The sequence below is a fragment of the Pseudomonas sp. NPDC089534 genome, from assembly GCF_044749305.1.
In the GTDB taxonomy this organism is placed as follows: Bacteria; Pseudomonadota; Gammaproteobacteria; order Pseudomonadales; family Pseudomonadaceae; genus Aquipseudomonas; species Aquipseudomonas ekonensis.
The window spans coordinates 41,282-62,735 of record NZ_JBIVHR010000006.1; the positions used below are offsets into that span (position 1 = coordinate 41,282).

The window sequence follows — 21,454 nt, forward strand, 5'->3', positions numbered from 1 at the left end:
TAAATTAATCTTGTTGAACATCTCACCTTCGAGGGTGCTGTCATGAACATCAAGATCGCGACATTGCTGTTGCTTGCCTTGTGTGCCCAGCCTGCCTTGAGCCAAACCGCTCCCCCTCCCGCCCCTGCCGCCGACGCCTCCGCTGCGCTGACGACGCGCCTGGCCCTGCGCGACTTGTGGGTCGAGCACATTTTCTGGATCCGCGACTACGCCACCGCCAACCAGGCCGGCAACCGCAAACAGGCGGACGTCGCAGCCAAGGAGGTCGTGGCCAACGCCACCGCCATCGCCGGCAGCATCGCGCCGCTCTACGGCCAGCCGGCGGCGGAGCAACTGCTCAAGCTGCTCGCGGGGCACTGGGGCGCGGTCAAGCACTACAGCGATGCGACCGTGGCCAAGGACGCCTCCGGCAAACAAGCCGCCGTGGCGGAACTGACCGCCAACGCCAAGTCGTTGGCCGCCTTCCTCGCCAAGGCCAATCCCTATTTGCCGGAGCCGACCCTCAACGCTCTGCTCAGCGCCCACGGCGGGCACCATGTCGCGCAGATCGACCAACTGGCCGCCGCGGACTATGCAGGCGAGGCGCAGACCTGGCAGATGATGCGCGAACATATACTCAACCTGGCCGATGCCTTGACCGGGGCATTGATCAAACAGTTTCCGGACAAGTTCTGACGTCCGACGGGAGCCATGCCGATGCTGGAAGGACTGGGCCGCACACAGCGGGACCTGCTGCACGCACTGCTCTATGAGCCGGCGGGCCTGAGCATCGACGACCTGGCGCACCGCCTGGCGATCACTCGCACGGCGGTGCGCCAGCACCTTGCGGCGCTGGAGCGCGACGGCCTGGTCATGCGCGGGAGCACCCGGCCCACCGGGCGGCGTCCGGAGCAACTGCACCAGCTGACGGAACAGGCCAAAGAAGCCTTTCCCCGGCAGTATCCGCTGCTGGCCAACCTGCTGATCGACGAGGTCGCGGGGCTGCTGGGCCCGCAGGCCCTAGCGGAACTGATGCGCAGCCTGGGGCGCAAACTGGCGGCCGACCTGACGCACGACGTCATCGACGAAGCGCAGATCGTCGAACACATGAACCGTTCGGGTTACCAGGCCGAGGTGTTTTTCCGCTCGACGGGCGAGCCGCAAATCATTGCGCACAATTGCGTGTTCCATCACCTGGCCAAAGCCCACCCGGTGGTGTGTGAGCTCGACCTGGCGCTGATCGGCGCACTGGGCGGCGGCACGACCGAACATCAGGAATGCATGCTGCGCGGCGGCCATGTCTGCCGCTTTTCGCTCAAGGCCGACAGTGCCGGGCCACCGCAGGGGCGAAACGGCGCGCCTTGACCGCGCCGGCCGGGGTGCTTTTCGACGGGCAATGAAAAGCCCGGTCCGACGCTGCATCGGACCGGGCTTGTGTGCGTCCGGTCAGGCCGGAACGCCGAGGATGATGTGGGAGGCCTTGATCACCGCCGTGGCGCTGACGCCGGCCGCCAGTCCCAGTTCGTTGACGGCGTCGCGGGTCACGATGGAGTAGACCTTCGATCCGCCGGACAGCTCGATCACCACTTCGGCGTTGACCGCGCCGTCGGTCACGCTCAGCACCTTGCCCTGCAGGCAGTTGCGGGCCGACAGGCGGATGCCCTCGGCGTCGGTCATCAGCATCACCCATGGCGCCTTGACCAGCGCCACCGCTTGCTTGCCGACCGCGATGCCCAGGGACTTGATGCTTTCCAGAGTGACCACGGCGACCAGTTGTTCACCGCCGGCCAGGGTCAGGACAACCTCGGCGTTGACCGCGCCTTCCTTGACCAGCGTGACCTGGCCCTTGAACACGTTGCGAGCACTGACTTTCATGACGGGCATCCTTTTTCTTGACTTATAGGTTAGGAAACGGAGCACATAGTCAAACCTAGCGCTGTATAAAAACAACTACAGCGCTGAGCTTGACGTGTTGCGCCTGCAACAGAACCCTGAAGGGCGCCGTAGGAAAACAATAGCCCGGTTTGCGCAGTCGATTGATCGCGTGCGCAAGCTTCAGATCAGCAGGTCTTCGTAGAACGCCCCGTAAGGCAGCTCGGGGTGGGCGATCTGGATTTCCAGGATCCACACGCCGGGGCTTGGCGCTGCGTCGAAATGGCCGAGGTCGCCGCCGCGATGGATGGCGTGGGGAAAATCGCTGACCCGATGCCCCTTGATGTCCAGGTTCAGCGTCCAACCCATGGCCTGGGCCTGATCGGCGGCGTACCGGTACAGTTCAGTGCCGGCGACACCTTCGCGCCAGTAGGCCTCGACCCGGTCGAACAGTGTCTTGGCGGCCTCCGCGCAGGCGATCATCTGCGGGTCGGAGCCGGTGGTGAACGTCGCCCCGGCATCGCCTTCGTGGCCCTGCCAGACCACGCCCATGTCGATGAAGAAAATGTCGTTTTCGCCCAGCACCGGGTCGCCGTCGGAGCGCTGCTTGAAGGTCTTGAGGGTATTGGCGCCGAAGCGGATCAGCAGCGGGTGCCAGATCCGTTCCATGCCCAACTCGGCAAGTATCTGTTTGCCCAACGCCTGGGCCTCGGATTCGAGCAGGCCGGGCCGGATGACCTCGGCGATCCGTTCCACCGCCTGCCAGGTCAGGCGTTGCGCCTGCCCCATCGACGCCAGCGCAAACCGCTCGCCGACCGCTTCTTTGCCGCTCAGGGTTGTGTTCATCGCTCATTCCTTTTGCCAGAACGCGCATCGATTGCGCTATATACATTTGTATATTGCGATACTAACCGAGCCATGACACAAAGTGTCAATCACTCTGTGCCCGCACCACCCCGCGCGCCTCCAGCAACCGCACAAAACTGCTCAGGCTGCGCGACACGGTGCCGCGCCGCCACACCAGCCATGTGGTCAGGTAGCGGAAATCCGCCGCCAGCGGCCACACGCTCACGGTGGCGCAGCCGGGCATGCTCTGCAGCATGCTGCGCGGCATCAGGGCGAGGCCGGCGCCGGCGCTGACGCAGGCGAGCATGCCGTGGTAGGACTCCATCTCGAAGATTTTGCCGGGCACCGCCGCGTCGGTGCTGAACCACTTTTCGAAGTGATGGCGGTAGGAGCAGTTGGCGCGGAAAGCGTAGATGCTCTCGCCGTTGACGTCCGCCGCCCGCCCGATCGGCCCATGGTGCAGCGGCGCGATCACGACCATTTCCTCCTCGAAGGCCGGGATCCCTTCCAGGGCCGGGTGCAGCACCGGGCCGTCGACGAACGCCGCCGCCAGCCGGCCGGACAGCACGCCATCGATCATCGTCCCGGACGGCCCGGTGGACAGGTCCAGATCGACCTTGGCGTATTGCTGGTTGTACGCCGCCAGCAACTCGGGAATGCGCACCGCCGCCGTGCTTTCCAGCGAGCCGAGCGGAAACGCGCCCTGGGGCTCCTCCCCCGCCACGGTGGCCCGCGCTTCCTGCACCAGGTCGAGGATGCGCCGCGCGTACTCCAGAAAGCTCCAGCCGGCCGGCGACAGTCGCAGGCGGCTTTTCTCGCGGATGAACAGTTCGACGCCCAGATCCTGCTCAAGCTGCTTGATCCGGGTCGTCAGGTTCGACGGCACCCGATGGATCTGCGCCGCCGCAGCGCTGATGCTGCCGTGCTCGGCCACGGCCTTGAAGATTTCCAGCTGCACCAGATCCATGATCATTCTCCAATCGTGAAAGAAACGCTCTTTATTATTCAGTTTCCAGAAAACGAATACCACCCTACTCTTGGGCCCATCCACTGACCTCGCAGGACGATGCCATGAGCCCGATTTCCAGCCTGACCCACGCCATTTCCGTCAACCCCGCCACGGGCGAGCAGATCGGTCACTACGCGTTCGAATCCGATGCCGCCCTCGACGCCGCCCTGACCCGCGCCGCCTTCGGTTTCGGCAAGTGGAAGCGCAAGCCGCTGCAGGACCGCTCCCGTGCCCTGACTGCCTTGGCTGGCGCCCTGCGCGACAACGCCGACGCCATGGCCACCATGATCACCCAGGAAATGGGCAAGCCGATCGCCCAGGCCCGCGGCGAAATCGAGAAGTGCGCCAAGCTCTGCGAGTGGTACGCCGAACACGGCCCGGCCATGCTCGACGCCGAGCCGACCCTGGTCGAAGGCGGCAAGGCGCGCATCGAATACCGTCCGCTGGGGCCGATCCTGGCGGTGATGCCGTGGAACTTCCCGATCTGGCAAGTGCTGCGGGGCGCGGTGCCGGCGCTGATCGCCGGCAACACTTACGTGCTCAAGCATGCGCCGAACGTGATGGGCAGCGCCTACCTGCTGCGTGATGCGTTCACCCGCGCCGGTTTCGCCGACGGTGTGTTCGAGGTCATCAACGTCACCCCCGAAGGTGTCTCCAAAGCCATCGCCGACCCGCGCATCGCCGCCGTCACCCTCACCGGCAGCGTGCGCGCCGGCATGGCCATCGGTGCCCAGGCCGGTGCCGCGCTGAAGAAATGCGTGCTGGAACTGGGCGGCTCCGACCCGTTCATCGTGCTCAACGACGCCGACCTGGACGAAGCCGTGCAGGCCGCTGTGATTGGCCGTTACCAGAACTCCGGGCAGGTGTGCGCCGCCGCCAAGCGCCTGATCGTCGAAGAAGGCGTGGTGGAGGAGTTCACCCGCAAGTTCGTCGAAGCCACCCGCCGACTGGTGATGGGCGATCCGCTGTCGGCCGACACCTACATCGGCCCGATGGCCCGCTTCGACCTGCGCGACGAGCTCGACGGGCAAGTGCGCGCCACCCTCGAAGAAGGCGCCACCCTGCTGCTCGGCGGCGGCAAGGCCCAGGGGCCGGGCAACTACTACGAGCCGACCGTGCTGGCCAACGTCACCGACCGCATGACTTCGTTCAGGCAGGAACTGTTCGGCCCGGTGGCGTCGATCATCACCGCCCGCGACTGCGCCCACGCCGTGGCCCTGGCCAACGACAGCGAGTTCGGCCTGACCGCGACGGTCTATACCGCCAACGTCCAACTGGCCCAGCAACTGACCAGTGAGCTGGAGACCGGCGGCGTGTTCATCAACGGCTACTCCGCCAGCGACCCCCGCGTGACCTTCGGCGGCGTGAAGAAGAGCGGCTTCGGTCGTGAGCTGTCGCACTTCGGCGTGCGCGAGTTCTGCAACGCGCAGACCGTGTGGCTGGACCGTCGCTGATCCTGCCTAAAACTGTGGCGAGGGAGCTTGCTCCCGCCGGACTGCGCAGCCGTCCCGCTGACAAAAGCGGGGCCGCTTCGCGACCCGGCGGGAGCAAGCTCCCTCGCCACAAGGTCATTACCGAGTCGGTATTTACTCAGTCAGGCTTGAAGTCGGTGGACAGCGCCAGCGCGTGCCACTCGGCCAGTTCCTGCGCCACCAGGCGGTTCTTCGCTTCGATCCGCGCCACCGTGTCGCTGCCCAGCGCCAGCCGTTGCGGCGGGTTCGGGGCATCGGCCAGCGCCAGCATCGCTTCGGCGAATTTCACCGGATCCCCCGGCTGCGCATGGTTGGCGGCCTCGGCGAAGGTGCGCATCTTGCCCACGGTGTCGTCGTAGTCCGGCAGCACCAGCGCGGTCTTGATCAACGATTGCTCATCCAGGAAATCGGTGCGGAAGAAACCCGGTTCGACCACCGTCGCATGGATGCCCAACGGCGCCAGTTCCTGATGCAGCGCTTCGCTGATGCCCTCCACCGCGAACTTGGTGGAGCCGTACACGCCCCAGCCCATATATGCCTGATAGCCGCCGATGGAGGAAATGTTGATCACCCGTCCGCTGCGCTGGGCACGCATGTGCGGCAGCACCGCGCGGGTCACGTTGAGCAGGCCGAACACATTGGTGGCGAACAGCCGCTCGGTTTCGCTGGCGCTGGTCTCCTCCACCGCACCCAGCACGCCGAAACCGGCATTGTTGACCAGCACGTCGATGCGGCCGAAGCGTTTGACGCCCTCCGCCACCGCTTGGTGGGCTTCGTCCTCGCGGGTGACGTCCAGCCGCACGGCCAGCAGGTTCGGGTGCTCGCCGAGGCGGTCGGTGATGTCTTGCGGCTTGCGGGCGGTGGCGATCACCGCGTCGCCGGCACGCAGGGCGTGTTCGGCGATCAGGGAACCAAAACCACGGGAAGCGCCAGTAATGAGCCAGGTACGCATATCAACTCCTCCTGTCAGCGACCCTGCGACAGTGCCGGGCCTTCTTGATGAGTTGAGTGAACTCTAAGGCCGTGCTACTGATGTGATAATCCCAGCAAATTTGCATGGCTTTGTGAAAGGCGCTCACAAATGAAGCAACCGTCCACCGCCGATCTGTCGATGTTCCTGTGCATCGCCCGGCACCTGAACTTCAGCCGCGCCGCGGTGGAGCTGGGGCTGACCCCTTCGGCCCTGAGCCATGCGCTGCGCACCCTGGAGAGCCGCCTGGGCGTGCGCCTGTTCAACCGCACCACCCGCAGCGTGGCCCTGACCGAGGCCGGCGAACGCCTGCAGGCGCGGCTCCAACCGGCGTTCCGCGACATCGACGATGCGCTGGAGGACCTCAACCGGTTCCGCGACAAGCCCTCCGGCACCTTGCGCATCACCGCCGGGCGCCAGGCGTGCGAGCTGGTGCTGCTGCCCATCGTCAGCGAGTTCTTGCAGGCCTATCCGGACATTCGCCTGGAAGTCATCGACAGCGACGCCCTGCTGGACATCGTCGCGGGCGGCTTCGATGCCGGCGTGCGCTTCGGCAACCGGCTGGAGGCGGACATGGTGTCAGTGCCCATCGGCCCTTCCCTGCGCTCGGTGGTGATCGGGTCGCCGGCGTTTTTCGAGCGCCATGCCACACCGCACAAGCCTGAGGACCTGCACGGGTTGCCGTGCATCCGTCACCGCTTCCCCAGCGGCACGCTGTACCGCTGGGAGTTCGAGCGCGGCGGCATCGCCCAGGACATCGAAGTCAACGGCCCGCTGACCTTGGGCGACGTCAGCCTGATGGTCGGCCCGGCACTGCAAGGCGCGGGGCTGGCCTATGTGTTCGAGGGCATGGTCAGCGAGCACCTGGCCGCCGGGCGTCTGGTGCAGGTGCTCGGCGACTGGTGCCCGTACTACCCCGGCCTGCACCTGTACTACCCGAGCCGGCGCCATGTGCCGGCGCCGCTGCGGGCCTTCATCGATTTCGCCCGCACGGGCAAGGCCGGCTGAGGCCGCTACAGGTACTTCAGCCAGGCGATGTCCTTGCGCCGGGCCTTCAGCAGCGAAAACCGGCGCACCGCCGGGAACAGCGCCACCGCCAGCGCAATCGCCGCCAGCCAGACAGCCCAGACCGAGGAAAAACCGAAATGGCTGCCCTGATTGAGCCCGAACAGCGCCACCCCGATCAGGTACAGCAGTTTCAGCGCATACAGGTGCAGCAGGTAGAAAAACATCGGCGCCGAACCGAACACCGTCAGCCAGCCGATCCAGCGCCGATCCCCGGCACGCTCGAACCCACGCAACAGCAACAGGCCGACGCCCAAGGTCAGCGCGATGAACAGCAGCGATGGCGGGTACTTGGTGATGTTGAAAAAGCTCATCAGGGTTTGCGCAGCGCTGTCGCCGAACGCCCACGGCTTCTCGCCATAGCCGTTGAGCAGGCGCAGCCCGACGAACCCCAGCAGTCCCGCGATGCCGGCCAGCAGCAGGCTGGAGCTGCGCACCGCCGCATCGGCGCCACGGGCGAACCACGGGCCCAGGGCATAACCCAGGCCGATCACGCCGATCCACGGCAACAGCGGATAGGACGTGCGCAGGCGCAGGCTTTCGCCCAGTTCGATCCAGCCTCGGTCATGCAGGATCGCCCAAGGCACGTGCAGCGCGGATTCCTTGGCGAAGTGCAGACCGTCGAGCAGGTTATGCCCGGCGATGACCGCAAGGCTCAGTGTCAGCAGCAGCCAACGGGGCAGCCAGACCAGCAGCGACAGCGCGATCATGCTCAGGCCGATGGCCCAGATCACTTGCAGGTAGATCACGCTGGGCGGCAGCTGGAACGTCCAGGCGAAGTTCACCAGGGTGAATTCGAGCACCACCAGAAACAGCCCGCGCTTGAACAGAAAGGCGCTGACCGCCGCTTTGCCTGCGTGTCTTTCGCCGAACAGCCACGCCGACAACCCGGTCAGCAGCACGAACACCGGCGCGCACAAGTGCGCCAGGGTGCGGCTGAAAAACAGGTCGGGCTCCGTGGCCGCGATGTCCATCGGATCGCTGACCTGACGGTGCAGCAGAAAGGTTTCGCGCACGTGGTCCAGCAGCATGAACAGGATGACCAGGCCCCGGAGGGCATCGATGGACAGCAGGCGGCCGGTCACAGGTGGAACGGGTTGGGAAGCGGCAAGGGTCATGGCGGTATCGCAATCGAAAAGAGAATCCGACCGGGGCCGACAGCGGAGGGCCCCGAATTTGCGTTACCTTATAACACTAATTTGTCGATGAACGGCCAGCCGCCCTCAAACGGTGCGCAGACGCTCCAGCAACACCTGCAACGGATGGCGCAGCGCCCGCTCCGACTGGCGCTTGACCTGGCTGCGGCACGAATAGCCGGTGGCCAGCGCCTCGCCCCGTTCCGCCGGCGCCTCGACCTGCCGCGCCCAGGACTGCTCGTAGATCACTGCCGAGGTTCCGCGGTTGCGCGCCTCATGGCCGTAGGTGCCGGACATCCCGCAGCAGCCGGTCGCCTGGGTCGCGAGCTTGAGGCCGACGCGCTCGAACACCTGCTCCCACTGCCGGGTCGCTGCCGGGGCGTTGGTCTTCTCGGTGCAGTGCGCCAGCAGGCGGAAGCCCTCCACCGCCGGCAGACCGCTGCGCTCGGGCATCGCCTTGAGCAGCCACTCCTGCACCAGCGCCACCTCCGGGCAACGCTCCATCCCCGGCACCTTGAGGTACTCCTGGCGATAGACCAGGGTCATGGCCGGATCCAGCCCCACCAACGGCACGCCGAGATCGGCCAACTCGCGCAACTGCCCGGCGTTGCGCAACGCCGCACGGTTGAACGCCGACAGGAAACCCTGCACATGCAGCGGCTTGCCGTTGGCGCTGAACGGCGCCAAGTAGACCTGATAGCCCAGACGCGAGATCAGCTCGACCAGGTCCGCCAGCAGCGGCGCCTCGAAGTAACGGGTGAACGCATCCTGCACCAGCACCACGCTGCGTTCGCGCTGCGCCTGGGTCAGCGCCGACAGCGCCGGCACCGTGGCCGGCTGCACGTGCCAGCGACGCATCGCCCCGTGGAAATCGAAGCGGCTGAGCAGCGGCACATCGACCATGCCGCCGAGGCGTTCCAGCATCCGCCGGCTCAACGCCGACCCCATCACACCGTTGTAGATCAGCGGCACCCGCGCCAGGAACGGCATGCTGTACTCCAGCGAGGCGATCAGGTAATCGCGCAGCGGCCGCAGGTAGCGGGTGTGGTACAGCTCCAGGAAACGCGAACGGAAGTCCGGCACGTTGACCTTCACCGGGCACTGCCCCGCGCAGGATTTGCACGCCAGGCACCCGGCCATGGCGTCGTACACCTCATGGGAGAAATCCGCCGCCGGGCTACGGCCGTTGCGCCAACGCTGCACCAGGTTGGCGAAGAACGGCGGCCGGCGTGTGCCCTCGGCCAACACATCGACCCCTGCCTCGCCTTGCAGGCGCAGCCACTCGCGGATCAGCGACGCCCGGCCCTTGGGCGACTGCGCACGTTGGCGGGTGGCCTTCCACGACGGGCACATGGCGTCGTCCGGATCGAAGTTGTAGCAGGCGCCGTTGCCGTTGCAGTGCATCGCCGCACCGTAGTCCTGCCAGACCTTTTCGTCGATCTGCCGGTCCAGCTCGCCGCGCAGGGTCACTTCGTCGATCTTCAGCAAGGCGGCGCCGGGGATGTCCGGGGTGGCGATCTTGCCGGGGTTGAACTGGTTGAACGGGTCGAACGCCGCCTTCAGCGCTTGCAGCGCCGGGTACAGTTCGCCGAAGAACGCCGGCGCGTATTCCGAACGCAGGCCCTTGCCGTGCTCGCCCCACAGCAGGCCGCCGTAGCGTTGGGTCAGCGCGGCGACGCCGTCGGACACCGGGCGCACCAGCGCCGCCTGCTGCGGGTCCTTCATGTCGAGGATCGGCCGCACGTGCAGCACGCCGGCATCGACATGGCCGAACATGCCGTACTGCAGCTTGTGGCTGTCGAGCAGGTCGCGCAGTTCGGCGATGTACTCGGACAGGTGCTGCGGCGGCACGGCGGTGTCCTCGACGAACGGCTGCGGCCGCGCCTCGCCGGCGACGTTGCCGAGCAGCCCCACCGCCCGCTTGCGCATGCCGTAGACCTTGTTCACCGCCGCCTGGCCCACCGCGATCGTGTGACCCAGGCGCTGCACCGTGGCGTCGCTGCCCAGATGCCCGAGGAAGGCTTCGACCCGGCGTTGCAGGTCGTCCGGGTCATCGCCGCAGAACTCCACCAGGTTGATGCCCCGGGTCGGCTGGTCGGCGCTTTCCGGAAAGTATTCGGCCACGCCGTGCCAGACGATGTCCTGCATCGCCAGCATCAGCACTTTGGAGTCCACGGTCTCGATCGACAGCGGCTTGAGCGCCATCAGCGCCCGGGCATCGCGCAAGGCCTCCATGAAGCCGGCGTAGCGGATGTTCACCAGCATCGTGTGCTTGGGGATCGGCAGCACGTTGAGCTTGGCTTCCACCACGAACCCCAGCGAGCCCTCGGCGCCGCACAGCACGCTGTTGAGGTTGAAGCGCCCGTCGGCCTCGCGCAGGTGCACCAGGTCGTAGCCGGTCAGGCAGCGGTTCAGGTCGGGGAAGCGTTCGCGGATCAGCTCGCCCTGTTCGTCGATGATCTGCCGCGCGCAGCGGTAGACCTCGCCGACGCGGTCCTGGCGGGCGCACTGCTCGGCCAACTGTTGCTCTGCCAACGGATGCCCGTGCAAGCGCTCGCCGCCGCGCAGCACCATGTGCAGCTCCAGCACGTGGTCGCGGGTCTTGCCGTAGGTGCAGCTGCCCTGGCCGCTGGCGTCGGTGTTGATCATCCCGCCGACCGTGGCGCGGTTGGAGGTGGACAGCTCCGGGGCGAAAAACAGCCCGGAGGCTTTAAGCGCGGCGTTGAGCTGGTCTTTCACCACGCCCGCCTGCACCCGCACCCAACGCTGCTCCACGTTGATCTCAAGGATGCGGTTCATGTGCCGCGACAGGTCGACGACGAGGCCGTCGGTCAGCGACTGGCCGTTGGTGCCGGTGCCGCCGCCCCGTGGCGTCACCACCACCTGGCGATGGGCAGGTTCGGCGATCAGGCGCGCCAGCAGCGCGACGTCGTCGGCATCCCGTGGGAACACCGCCGCCTGCGGCAGGCGCTGGTAGATCGAGTTGTCGGTGGCCAGCACCACGCGGCTGGCGTAGTCGGCGCTGATTTCGCCCTTGAAGCCCTGATCCTTCAGGGCCTGAAGGAATCGTTGGTAATCGGCGTTCAGGGCGGCAACAGGCGACAGCTGGGCAATCATGGGTCGGGGCATCTCGGTCGGAAAAGGCGTTGTGGCAGTAAACACTTGTAGGCAACGAATGATTGCGTCAGGCTCCGCCATCTCATGGTGCCCATGTTCATTGCAGAGGCGGTCTGCGACAAACGTAAATTCGACCCGACTTTAATGACTAAAACGAATGAATCCGCGAACCCTCACCCCCTCGATGTCGTTGCTGCTGGCCTTTGAGGCCGCCGCCCGCCATGAAAGCTACACCCGCGCCGCCCACGAGCTGTCGCTGACCCAGAGCGCGGTCAGCCGTCAGGTGCAGATCCTGGAGAAGATGCTCGGCATGCGCCTGTTCACCCGCGAGGGCCGGCGGGTGATCCTCACCGACGTCGGGCGCATGTACCAGCGCGAACTGGCCGAAGCCCTCGGCCAGATCCGCAGCGCCACCCTGCAGGCCATGGCGTTCGGCTCCGGCATCCACAGCCTGCGGCTGGCGACGCTGCCGACCTTCGGCTCGAAATGGCTGCTGCCGCGCCTGAAGGACTTCTACACCGCCCACCCCGGCATGACCGTGCACCTGCATTCGCGCATCGAAGCCATCGACTTCGACACCAGCGAGATCGACGCCGCGATCTGCGTCGGCGGCGGCGACTGGCCGGGCCTGACGGCCCATCGCCTGCACACCGAGGAACTGGTGGCCATCGCCAGCGCGCAACTGTCCGAAACCGAACGCCAGGCCGCCGAGCGGCAGATCGCCGACCAACTGCTGCTCAATGTCAGCAGCAACGCCCAGGCCTGGGCCGAATGGTTCAGCCACCACGCCCTGCCCCACCGCCGCATGCGCATCGGCCCGAGCTTCGAAATGACCTCGCACCTGATCCAGGCCGTGCGCGCCAACATCGGCGTCGGCCTGGTGCCCAGGATCCTGGTGGAGGACGAACTGCAGAACGGCGAGCTGCTGCAACTGGGCGAACCGATCACCAGCCGCCGCAGCTATTACCTGGTGTACCCGGCACGCAACGAATCGCTGCCGTCGCTGAAGGCGTTCCGGGACTGGCTGGTGCAGACGCTCTGAACCTGGAACCGCCTTCGCGGGCAAGCCCGCTCCCACAGGGTTGTGCAGTGTCCCCAACCCCTGCATTCACCCGAAATCCTCTGTGGGAGCCAGCCTGCTGGCGAAGAGGCTGGGCCAAGCGGCCTCAGAACCTCGGCTTGACCGCTTTCCAGTCCGGTTTGTAACGCTGCATTTGCCGCACATCGTCACGCTGGCGGATCCCGCAGGTCAGGTACTGGTCATGCAGCTTGTCCAGTTGCGCGTAATCCAGCTCGACGCCCAAGCCCGCCGCGCGGGTGATCTTCACGCAGCCGTCGACGATCGGCAGCTTGCCGCCCTTGATCACCTCCTCGTCCGGCTCTTGCCATGGATAGTGAGTGTCGCAGGCGTAATCCAGGTTCGGCACCGATGCGGCCACATGGGCCATGGCCATCAGGCTGATGCCCAAGTGCGAGTTGGAGTGCATCGACACGCCGAGGCCGAAGGTGTCGCACATTTTCGCCAGGGTCTGGGTGTCGCGCAGGCCGCCCCAGTAATGGTGGTCGGCGAGCACGATCTGCACGCTGTTCTGCTCGACGCTGCGGCGGAACTCATCGAAATCGGTGACCACCATGTTGGTCGCCAACGGCAGGCCGGTGCGCTTGTGCAGCTCGGCCATGCCGTCGAGGCCCGGAGTCGGATCCTCGTAGTACTGCAAGTCGTCGCCGAGCAGTTCGGCCATGCGGATGGACGTTTCCAGCGACCAGTTGCCGTTGGGGTCGATGCGCAGCGGCAGACCGGGAAACGCCTTCTTCAGCGCCTTGATGCACGCCACCTCATGCTCCGGCGGCAAGGTGCCGGCCTTGAGCTTGATGCTCTTGAAACCGTAGGCCTCGATCATCCGCGCCGCCTGGGCGACGATCTGCTGTTCGCTCAGCGCCTCGCCCCAGTTGTCCGGCTTGTAGGGCGAATCCACGTGCTGCGCGTACTTGAAGAACAGGTAGGCGCTGAACGGCACTTCATCGCGCAGCGCACCGCCCAGCAGGTCCACCAACGGCACGTTCAGGTAGCGCGCCTGCAAGTCGAGAAACGCCACTTCGAACGCCGAATAGGCGTTGCTCACCGCTTTGCTGGCGTGGGAACCGGGGGCCAGTTCGGCGCCGGCCACGCTGGCGGGTTTGTTCGCGGCGACGGTGGCCTGCACGATGCGGCGCAGTTGGTTGAGATTGAACGGGTCGAGGCCGATCAGTTGCGCCTGCAACTGCTGCTGGATCGCCAGCGCCGGGGCGTCGCCGTAGCTTTCGCCCAGGCCGATGTAGCCGTTGTCGCTCTCGATCTCGATGATCGAACGCAGCGCGAAGGGTTCGTGGATGCCGCTGGCGTTGAGCAGCGGCGGATCCCGGAAGGCAATCGGGGTGACGGTCACGCGGGTGATTTTCAAGGGAACGCTCCTGCTGGATCGGAATCAGTGGCTGGCAGCCGTTTTCGCCGCCGTCGCGACGGCGGTCTCACGGCCGGGCTTTGCCGGGGTTTGGCCCTTGGCGCCGGGCGCCATGCGGGCGAAGAAGATCACCACCGCCGCCACCAGCGAAGTGGCGGCCAGGCCGTACAGGCCGCCCTCGATGGAACCGGTGGTCTGTTCGAGGAAACCGAAGGCGGTCGGCGCAACGAAGCCGCCCAGGTTGCCGATGGAGTTGATCAGCGCGATCACCGCCGCCGCGATGCGCGCATCCAGGTAACTCTGCGGAATCGGCCAGAACAGTGCCGACGCCGCCTTGAAACCGATGGCGGCAAAGCAGATGGCGACGAAGGCGAACACCGGCCCGCCGGTGGTGGACATGAACATGCCGACCGCGGCGATCACCAGGGTCAACGCCACCCAGGCCTGCTGGAATTTCCATTTGCCGGCCAACGCGGCGAAGCCGTACATCGCCGCGATGGAGATGATCCACGGGATCGAATTGAGCAGGCCGACCTGGAAGTCGCCGAGGTTGCCCATCTTCTTGATCATGCTCGGCAGCCAGAAGGTCGCGCCGTAGATGGTCAGGGCGATGGAGAAATAGATGAAGCAGAACAGCGCGATCTGCCGGTCCGCCAACAGCTTGAACACCGACGGCTTGACCGCCTGGGCCGCTTCCCGGGCCCGCTGCTCGTCGGCGATCGCCGCCACCAGCGCTTCGCGCTCCTCCTCGCTCAGCCACCGGGCCTGGCGCGGGTGCGATTGCAGCCAGAACCAGACGAACCCGCAGAGCACCACCGACGCGGCACCCTCGATGAGGAACATCCACTGCCAGCCGTGCAGGCCCATCCCGCCGATGTGCAGCAGCGCCCCGGACACCGGCCCGGAAACCACCGACGCGATCGCCGAACCGCTGAGGAACACCGCCATGGTCTTGCCCCGCTCGGACGCCGGCAGCCACTGGGTGAAGTAGTAGATGATCCCCGGAAAGAACCCGGCCTCGGCGGCGCCGAGAATGAAGCGCAGCACGTAGAAACTGATCTCGCCCTGCACGAACGCCATGGCCATGGCGGCGGCGCCCCAGGTGAACATGATCCGCGTCAGCCAGGCGCGGGCGCCGTAGCGCTGCAGGAGCATGTTGGACGGCACTTCGAACAGGGCGTAGCCGATGAAGAACAGCCCGGCGCCCAGTCCGTAGGCGGCCGCGCCGATGCCCAGGTCGGTTTCCAGGTGGCTGCGCACGAAGCCGATGTTGACCCGGTCGATGTAGTTGACGATGAACATCACCACGAACAGCGGCAGCACATGGCGCTTGACCTTGGCGGCGGCCCGGGCGAGGACGGCGATGTCCGGCGGACTCTGGAGGGTATTCAAGGGGCGACTCCCGATCATTGTTTTTTTAGGGAAGCTTGAGGCACAGGCCGATCATGGACGCCGGTATTGATCCCGTCTAATCTAACTTGGCACTTGATTGATACCCGGATTGGATCAATGTTCGAACTCACCCAGCTGCGCTGCTTCACCACCGTCGCCACCGAACTGAATTTCCGCCGCGCCGCCGAACGGCTGAACATGACCCAGCCGCCGCTGAGCCGGCAGATCCAACTGCTGGAGCATCACCTGGGCGTCGAACTGTTCACCCGCAACACCCGCAGCGTGGCGCTCACCGCCGCCGGCCGGGCCTTCTTCATCGAGGCGCAGAACCTGCTGGAGCGCGCCCAGCAGGCGGCCGTCACCGCCCGACGGTTCGCCGAGGGCGACATCGGGTCGGTCAACATCAGTTTCGTCGGCAGCGCCGTGTATGAGTTTTTGCCCAAGGTCATCGCCGAGGCGCGGCTGAACCAGCCCCAGGTGAAAATCGACCTGACGGAAATGAACACCTACCAGCAGCACGAAGCGCTGCGGGCCCGGCGCATCGACCTCGGCATCGTCCGCGCGCCGCTGCTGGAGCCGGGCTACGCCACCGAATGCCTGGTGCGCGAACCGTTCGTGCTGGCCGTGCCGAGCGGCCATCGCCTGGCGGAGGCGGCTGAGGTGTCAGTCAGCGACCTCGACGGCCAGCCGTTCCTGATGTACTCCCACGCCGCCTACCCGCCGTTCAACGAACTGCTGACCGGCACCCTGCGCTCGGCCCGGGTCGCCCCGGACTACGTGCAATGGCTGGGGTCTTCGCTGACCATCCTGGCCCTGGTCAACGCCGGCATGGGCCTGGCCCTGGTGCCGCGTTGCGCCACCAGCGTGGTGTTCAGGAATGTGGTGTTCCGCGAGATCGACCTGGGTGACGGGGTGCAGAGCGAGCTGCACCTGATCTGGCGGGAGAACAACGACAACCCGGCGTTTGCGATGCTGCTGGAGGGCATTCGCCGGGCGGTGAAGGACGGTTGGGGTCAGGCAGGCCTGCACGGAAACGGATAATACTTGGGTGGCGGCGGTGCCTTCGCGCCCTTGATCAAAGGCGTTTCCAACAGCTTCCCGTCCGGCCCCACGAAAAGGCGCTCCAAGTGCTCTGGCATCGGTTGCGGTGCTCTGGCGGTCATAGTGAACCCTCTGATACCGGGTTGAATTCAACCCATTTAACCTTCGCGGAATCTATCAGCAAAAATTCGGCACCGACAGGCTCCAGCTTGCCATCATCCCTGAGCCAGCGCGGATACTTCATAAGGAACTGTCCACGGGTCGACTCCGGCGGCCACTCGACAGGCCAGCCTAGAACGCGCCTTTCGTCCGTCAAATGCAGGGTCAGTACCCGATCGTACTGCGCGAAGGCACTGAACCATTCACTCGGGTAAGAAGATTGTTTCGTCACGTTTCTGCTGCGCAGCCAACCGTGCAACCGGTCATTGGTGGCCAGGCAACAGGCGAACAACCCAAGCACCAGCGACACGGCAAACGCCCAGAACGCCTGCGCCCCGCCATCCCATTTTCCTACGGAAAAACCCCACACCCCCACCCACCGGCAGACGGCGCCAATCCCCATCACCACGCCGTGAATCACAAACGTGAAAATCAGCGCCTGCACGATCTGCCCGAACGTATCGGGCCGCCTGAACGCCGTGAGGGTGTAGAACACCCAGGTCGAGACGAACCCAGGGATCAGGTACTGCAACAACGGAATCACTTCCTTCACCAGATCATCCATGACCCGCGGCTCCTCAAAACAGAAAACAGACCTCCCTCAATGACGATGCCGGCCCCCACAGGAGCCGGCATCCGAAGCCTAGCCCAGGCAGCGAAACCGCCCCGGGCCAAGTGTCACATCTCATTGCGCAGGCGCCGGGCCTACGCATCCTGCAGGATCAGGTCCGCCCCCTTCTCCGCCACCATCAGCACCGCCGCGTGGGTGTTGCCCGACGTCACGTTGGGGAAGACCGACGCATCGACGATCCGCAGCCCTTGCAGGCCATGCACCTTGAGCCGCTTGTCGACCACCGAGACCTGCTCGTCCGCCCCCATCGCGCACGAGCCGCACAAGTGGTAGATCGAGCCGCAGTTGTCGCGAAAGTACTGCAGCATCTGCTCGTCGCTCTCCACCGCCGGCCCCGGCAGGACTTCGTCGACCGTGATGCCTTTGAGCGCAGGCGCGCCCATGATCTTGCGCATCAGGCGACTGCCCTGGATCACCTCATCGATGTCCTTCTGCGTGCTCAGGTAGTTGGGGTCGATCAGCGCGGCGTCACGCGGGTTCTTCGAGGCGATCTCGATGTGCCCGCGGCTGGTGGGCCGGCACGGGTTGAAGCACAGCAGGAAGCCTGAATACGGTTCGGGCTTGAGGCTGGCCTTGTTGTTCTTCGGGATCTGGTACGACAGCGGGTTGAAGTACAGCTGCAGGTTCGGATGCGCCTGCTGCACGTCGCCGCGGAAGAAGCCGCCGGCCTGGTTGACGCTCATCGCCAGCGCGCCCTTGCGGGTGAACAAGTACCGGATGCCGAGCTTGAGCTGGCCGAACAGCGAGCTGAGCTCATCATTCAGCGTCGGGATGTTGGCCTTGTAGTAATAGCTCACGCACAGGTGGTCCTGCAGGTTGCGCCCCACCGCCGGCAGGTGCTTGACCACCGGAATCCGGTGCTTGGCCAGCAAGGAGCGGTCCGCCACGCCGGACAGTTGCAGGATCTTCGGCGTATCGACCGCCCCGGCGCACAGGATGACTTCCTTGCGTGCGGTGAACGTGCGCGTCACGCCGTGCTGGGTGATGGCGATGCCGGTGGCGCGCTGCGCGCTGTCGTCGAACAGCACACGGTCGACCAGCGCGTAATGCTCCACGCTCAGGTTCGGCCGGCCCAGCGCCGGGTGCAGGTGCGCGAAGCTGCTGGAGCAGCGCTGGCCGTTGCGCGTGTTGACGTCGTAGATGCCGGCGCCCTCGAACGTCGGCCCGTTGAAGTCGTCGCTGCGCGGATAGCCCAGCTCATCGCAGCCCTTGAGGAACACGTCGCAGATCGGGTGGGTCTGGCCCGCCATCGGGGTGATGCTGATCGGGCCGCTGCCGCCGTGGTACTCGCTGTCGCCCAGCGGATGGTTCTCCAGCTTGCGAAAGTACGGCAGCACGTCCTTGAAGCCCCAGCCGTCGTTGCCGTTGGCGGCCCAGTCGTCGAAGTCATGGGCCTGGCCGCGCACGTAGATCATCGCGTTGATCGAACCCGATCCGCCCTGCACCTTTCCGCGCGGGGCGTAGATCTCACGGTTGCCGAGCTGTTTCTGCGGCTGGCTGTAGTACATCCAGTTGAACGTCGGGTTGTAATACATTTTGGCGAAGCCGACCGGGATCTTGAACCACGGCGAACTGTCCTTGCCGCCCGCCTCCAGCAGCAGCACCGAGTGTTCGCCCGAGGCCGAGAGCCGGTTGGCCAGCACGCAGCCGGCGGCGCCTGCGCCAGCGATGATGTAGTCGTATGTCATGCACGGTTACCGCGTCAGTCGTTGTACGAAAATCGAATGGGCAATGCGGTGCTCTGCGGGAGCCAACAGGCGGGCTCCCGCAGGACAGCATCGGCCCTGTCAGCCCTTGGCCGGCGAGGTGTCTTTCACGTCGGCCGGGGTCGGGGCCATCTGCAGGTGCAGGCGCTCTCCGGTGTACGGCGAATGCCTGCGCACCACGTCCATGTCCAGCTCCACCCCCAGGCCCGGCTCGGTGGACGGGATGATGTAGCCGTCCTCCCACTGCAACGGTTTCTTCAGGACTTCGGCGTGGAAGCCGCCCCAGGTCTCGATGCTTTCCTGGATCAGGAAGTTCGGCGTGCAGGCCGCCAACTGGAAGCTCGCCGCCGCGCCGATCGGGCCGTTGTACAGGTGCGGCGCGATCTGCGCGTAATGCGCTTCGGCCATGCTGGCGATCTTCTTGCCTTCGAGCAGGCCGCCGCAGCGCCCCACGTTCATCTGCAGGATCGACGCCCCGCCGGCCTGCAGCAGCTTGAAGAACTCGTACTTGGTGGTCAGGCGCTCGCCGGTAGCGATCGGAATGCTGGTCTTGGCCGCGACCTGCGCCATGGCCTCTTCCTGGCCCGGCGGCACCGGCTCCTCGAACCACAGCGGGTCGTACTTCTCAAGGCGCTTGGCCAGGCGGATCGCCGAAGACGGCACCATTTGCCCGTGGGTGCCGAACAGCAGGTCGCACTGGTTGCCCACCGCCTCACGGATCTTGCGGCAGAAGGTTTCGCAGCGCTCCAGCACCTCCAGCGAGATCTGGTGCCCGGAGTACGCGGTGTACGGGCCGGCCGGATCGAACTTCACGGCGGTGAAGCCCTTCTGCATGTTCTGCACCGCGCATTCGGCGGCCAGGTCCGGATCGTCGTAGTCGTATTCGCCGCGGCTGTTGAGCGGGTACAGGTAGGTGTAGGAACGCAGGCGCTCGTGCACCTTGCCGCCCAGCAGTTCGTAGACCGGCTTGTTCGCGGCCTTGCCGATGATGTCCCAGCAGGCCATTTCCAGGCCGCTGACCACGCCCATCATGGTCAGGTCGGGCCGCTGGGTGAACCCGCTCGAATAGGCCTGGCGGAAGAAGCGTTCGATGCGGTGCGGATCCTGGTCGAGCAGGTAGCGTTCGAACACGTCCTCGATGATCGGCAGCATGGCCTTGGGGCCGAAGGTGGCGGCGTAGATCTCGCCGACGCCTTCGATGCCGCACGCGGTCCTGAGCTTGACGAACAGCCAGTACATGCCGCCGATGTGCGGTGGCGGTACGGCGACGATGTGGGTTTCAAGGGCGACGATTTTCATCTCAGGCACCTGCCTTGTTCGAGGATTTGCGATTGATCCGGGCGCGCAGGGTCAGCGCGGCGCATGTGCCGATCAGGCCGACGCCGGCGATGTAGCCGAAGTAGAGCTTGTAGCCGAGCGCACCCGGATACTGTTCGGTGAGGTAGCCGTTGATCAGCGGAATGAAGGCATCCGGCATGTAGCCCACCACCGAGACGATGCCGATGGCCAGGCCGGTGATGCGCAGCGGGATGTCGCAGCTGTCGAGGATCGCCCAGTACAGGCCACGGATCGCGTAGGTCATCAGGCCGATGAAGATCACCGTGCCGATCAGCAGGCCCATGCTGTTGAGCGCCGGGAACACGATCAGTCCGACCATCGCCAGCGAGGCCAGCAGCAGCGCCACGGTCAGCACCGAGACGTTGGAGAACTTGTCGCCCAGCCAGCCGCCGCCGATGCCGCCCACCGGGCGCATCCACAGCTTGATGGTGGTGATGGTGCCAGCCATCACGGCGGTCATGCCGCCCCCTTGCAGGTAATCCGAGAAACTGTAGGTGGCCCAGAAGATGTGATAGCCGCAGAACACGATGGCGGTGACCAGCCACAGTTCGGGGATCTTCACCAGCGTGGCCAGGTCGGCCAGCAGGTTGAACTTGCCCTTCTCCACCGCCGGCGTGTCCTCCATCGACTTCGGATCCTTGATCAGCACCAGCACACAGCCCAGCGCGATACAGGTGAAGGCGTAGAGGTAGACCACATGGCGGAAGCCTTCGGCGGTGGATTCGCCGCGGGTTTCGGTGGCGTAGGCGAACAGGCCCAGGGCCACCGTCGCCAGCAGCGCCTCGACCAGCCCGCGGCCGCCGTCGAGGATGCCGAAGAAGCGGCCCTGCTCGGAGTGGTGGGCGATCATCTTGACCCGCTTGAGCACCGACGCCCAGAACGTCAGGCCGGTGGTCAGGCCCCAGCAGCCGAAGATGATCATCAGGCCGGTCATCGACGGCGCCGTGGAGTACCACAGCCCCAGCGCGCCGGTCGCGACCAGCGAAAAGAAGATCAGGAAACGCGGTGCGATGCGGTCGGCCAGCCAACCGCTGGGCAGGTAGCTGAGCAGGAAAATCGTGCCGAGCATCGAGTACAGGTAGCCCAGTTCGCTGTGGCTGATCTGGAACACTTCGAGCATGGTGGTCTGGTAGACCTGACGCAGGTACAGGATCGGATAGATCGCGCCGGCGGCCAGCACCAGCAACATCAGTTGGACATAGCGACTTCCCTTGTCGCTGCGGCTTTGCGAAGCCGAAGTGGAGCCCTGGACAGCAGCGGAGGATGCAGGCTTGGACATG

General features: G+C 65.6%; 18 protein-coding genes. 6 read left to right on the forward strand and 12 right to left on the reverse strand.

Features of this window, described 5'->3' with window-relative positions:
* Positions 1 to 42: 42 nt before the first annotated feature.
* Positions 43 to 675 carry a hypothetical protein gene (locus ACIP0B_RS03130; RefSeq protein ID WP_400829707.1) on the forward strand — a complete coding sequence of 211 codons (633 nt, stop codon included), beginning with the start codon at positions 43 to 45 and terminating at the stop codon, positions 673 to 675.
* 21 nt (positions 676 to 696) lie between these two features.
* The gene (locus ACIP0B_RS03135) at positions 697 to 1,344 is read left to right on the forward strand and encodes a helix-turn-helix transcriptional regulator (RefSeq protein WP_400829708.1); all 648 of its coding nucleotides are present in this window, start codon (positions 697 to 699) and stop codon (positions 1,342 to 1,344) included.
* Positions 1,345 to 1,425: 81 nt separating this feature from the next.
* Here the strand turns inward: ACIP0B_RS03135 and ACIP0B_RS03140 are convergent, their stop codons facing one another.
* From ACIP0B_RS03140 to ACIP0B_RS03150, 3 genes are all read right to left on the reverse strand, one after another.
* The gene (locus ACIP0B_RS03140) at positions 1,426 to 1,854 is read right to left on the reverse strand and encodes a molybdopterin-binding protein (protein ID WP_217892494.1); all 429 of its coding nucleotides are present in this window, start codon (positions 1,852 to 1,854) and stop codon (positions 1,426 to 1,428) included.
* Positions 1,855 to 2,034: 180 nt separating this feature from the next.
* Complete coding sequence (locus ACIP0B_RS03145; RefSeq protein WP_400829710.1) at positions 2,035 to 2,697, reverse strand: M24 family metallopeptidase; 663 nt, start codon at positions 2,695 to 2,697, stop codon at positions 2,035 to 2,037.
* Between the two features lie 85 nt (positions 2,698 to 2,782).
* Positions 2,783 to 3,664 (reverse strand): putrescine utilization regulator PtrR, encoded by an 882-nt coding sequence (locus ACIP0B_RS03150; protein WP_217892496.1) that lies wholly within the window; start codon positions 3,662 to 3,664, stop codon positions 2,783 to 2,785.
* A gap of 104 nt (positions 3,665 to 3,768) precedes the next feature.
* Here ACIP0B_RS03150 and ACIP0B_RS03155 point away from each other — a divergent pair, with 104 nt between their 5' ends.
* Complete coding sequence (locus ACIP0B_RS03155; protein WP_400829711.1) at positions 3,769 to 5,160, forward strand: aldehyde dehydrogenase family protein; 1,392 nt, start codon at positions 3,769 to 3,771, stop codon at positions 5,158 to 5,160.
* A gap of 136 nt (positions 5,161 to 5,296) precedes the next feature.
* Here ACIP0B_RS03155 and ACIP0B_RS03160 read toward each other — a convergent pair whose 3' ends face one another.
* Positions 5,297 to 6,130 (reverse strand): oxidoreductase, encoded by an 834-nt coding sequence (locus tag ACIP0B_RS03160; RefSeq protein WP_400829713.1) that lies wholly within the window; start codon positions 6,128 to 6,130, stop codon positions 5,297 to 5,299.
* Between the two features lie 129 nt (positions 6,131 to 6,259).
* Between ACIP0B_RS03160 and ACIP0B_RS03165 the strand changes: the two genes are divergently transcribed.
* On the forward strand, positions 6,260 to 7,156 hold the full coding sequence (locus tag ACIP0B_RS03165; protein ID WP_400829714.1) for a LysR family transcriptional regulator: 897 nt from the start codon (positions 6,260 to 6,262) through the stop codon (positions 7,154 to 7,156).
* Positions 7,157 to 7,161: 5 nt separating this feature from the next.
* Here ACIP0B_RS03165 and ACIP0B_RS03170 read toward each other — a convergent pair whose 3' ends face one another.
* The gene (locus ACIP0B_RS03170; protein ID WP_400829715.1) at positions 7,162 to 8,331 is read right to left on the reverse strand and encodes a DUF1624 domain-containing protein; all 1,170 of its coding nucleotides are present in this window, start codon (positions 8,329 to 8,331) and stop codon (positions 7,162 to 7,164) included.
* Between the two features lie 105 nt (positions 8,332 to 8,436).
* Positions 8,437 to 11,466, reverse strand: coding sequence for an FAD-binding and (Fe-S)-binding domain-containing protein (locus ACIP0B_RS03175; protein WP_400829717.1), 3,030 nt, complete (start codon positions 11,464 to 11,466; stop codon positions 8,437 to 8,439).
* Between the two features lie 157 nt (positions 11,467 to 11,623).
* On the opposite strand from ACIP0B_RS03175, the gene ACIP0B_RS03180 reads away from it, so the two are divergent.
* Complete coding sequence (locus tag ACIP0B_RS03180; protein ID WP_400829718.1) at positions 11,624 to 12,508, forward strand: LysR substrate-binding domain-containing protein; 885 nt, start codon at positions 11,624 to 11,626, stop codon at positions 12,506 to 12,508.
* Positions 12,509 to 12,632: 124 nt separating this feature from the next.
* Here ACIP0B_RS03180 and ACIP0B_RS03185 read toward each other — a convergent pair whose 3' ends face one another.
* Both ACIP0B_RS03185 and ACIP0B_RS03190 read right to left on the reverse strand, forming a co-directional pair.
* On the reverse strand, positions 12,633 to 13,907 hold the full coding sequence (locus ACIP0B_RS03185; protein WP_400829720.1) for a glucarate dehydratase family protein: 1,275 nt from the start codon (positions 13,905 to 13,907) through the stop codon (positions 12,633 to 12,635).
* 24 nt (positions 13,908 to 13,931) lie between these two features.
* Complete coding sequence (locus ACIP0B_RS03190) at positions 13,932 to 15,299, reverse strand: MFS transporter (protein WP_400829721.1); 1,368 nt, start codon at positions 15,297 to 15,299, stop codon at positions 13,932 to 13,934.
* Positions 15,300 to 15,416: 117 nt separating this feature from the next.
* Between ACIP0B_RS03190 and ACIP0B_RS03195 the strand changes: the two genes are divergently transcribed.
* Entirely contained in the window at positions 15,417 to 16,340 is a 924-nt protein-coding gene (locus tag ACIP0B_RS03195; protein ID WP_400829723.1) for a LysR substrate-binding domain-containing protein, read from the forward strand.
* A gap of 118 nt (positions 16,341 to 16,458) precedes the next feature.
* Here ACIP0B_RS03195 and ACIP0B_RS03200 read toward each other — a convergent pair whose 3' ends face one another.
* The 4 genes from ACIP0B_RS03200 to ACIP0B_RS03215 all read right to left on the reverse strand — a co-directional run bounded on the left by ACIP0B_RS03200 (position 16,459) and on the right by ACIP0B_RS03215 (position 21,453).
* Positions 16,459 to 17,064, reverse strand: a complete 606-nt coding sequence (locus ACIP0B_RS03200; protein ID WP_400829725.1) for a DUF6338 family protein — start codon at positions 17,062 to 17,064, stop codon at positions 16,459 to 16,461.
* A 140-nt stretch (positions 17,065 to 17,204) separates the two neighbouring features.
* Entirely contained in the window at positions 17,205 to 18,818 is a 1,614-nt protein-coding gene (locus ACIP0B_RS03205; RefSeq protein ID WP_400829726.1) for a GMC family oxidoreductase, read from the reverse strand.
* Positions 18,819 to 18,917: 99 nt separating this feature from the next.
* Positions 18,918 to 20,135, reverse strand: coding sequence for a mandelate racemase/muconate lactonizing enzyme family protein (locus ACIP0B_RS03210; protein ID WP_400829728.1), 1,218 nt, complete (start codon positions 20,133 to 20,135; stop codon positions 18,918 to 18,920).
* Position 20,136: 1 nt separating this feature from the next.
* Positions 20,137 to 21,453 (reverse strand): nitrate/nitrite transporter, encoded by a 1,317-nt coding sequence (locus tag ACIP0B_RS03215; protein WP_400829729.1) that lies wholly within the window; start codon positions 21,451 to 21,453, stop codon positions 20,137 to 20,139.
* Position 21,454 lies beyond the last annotated feature (1 nt).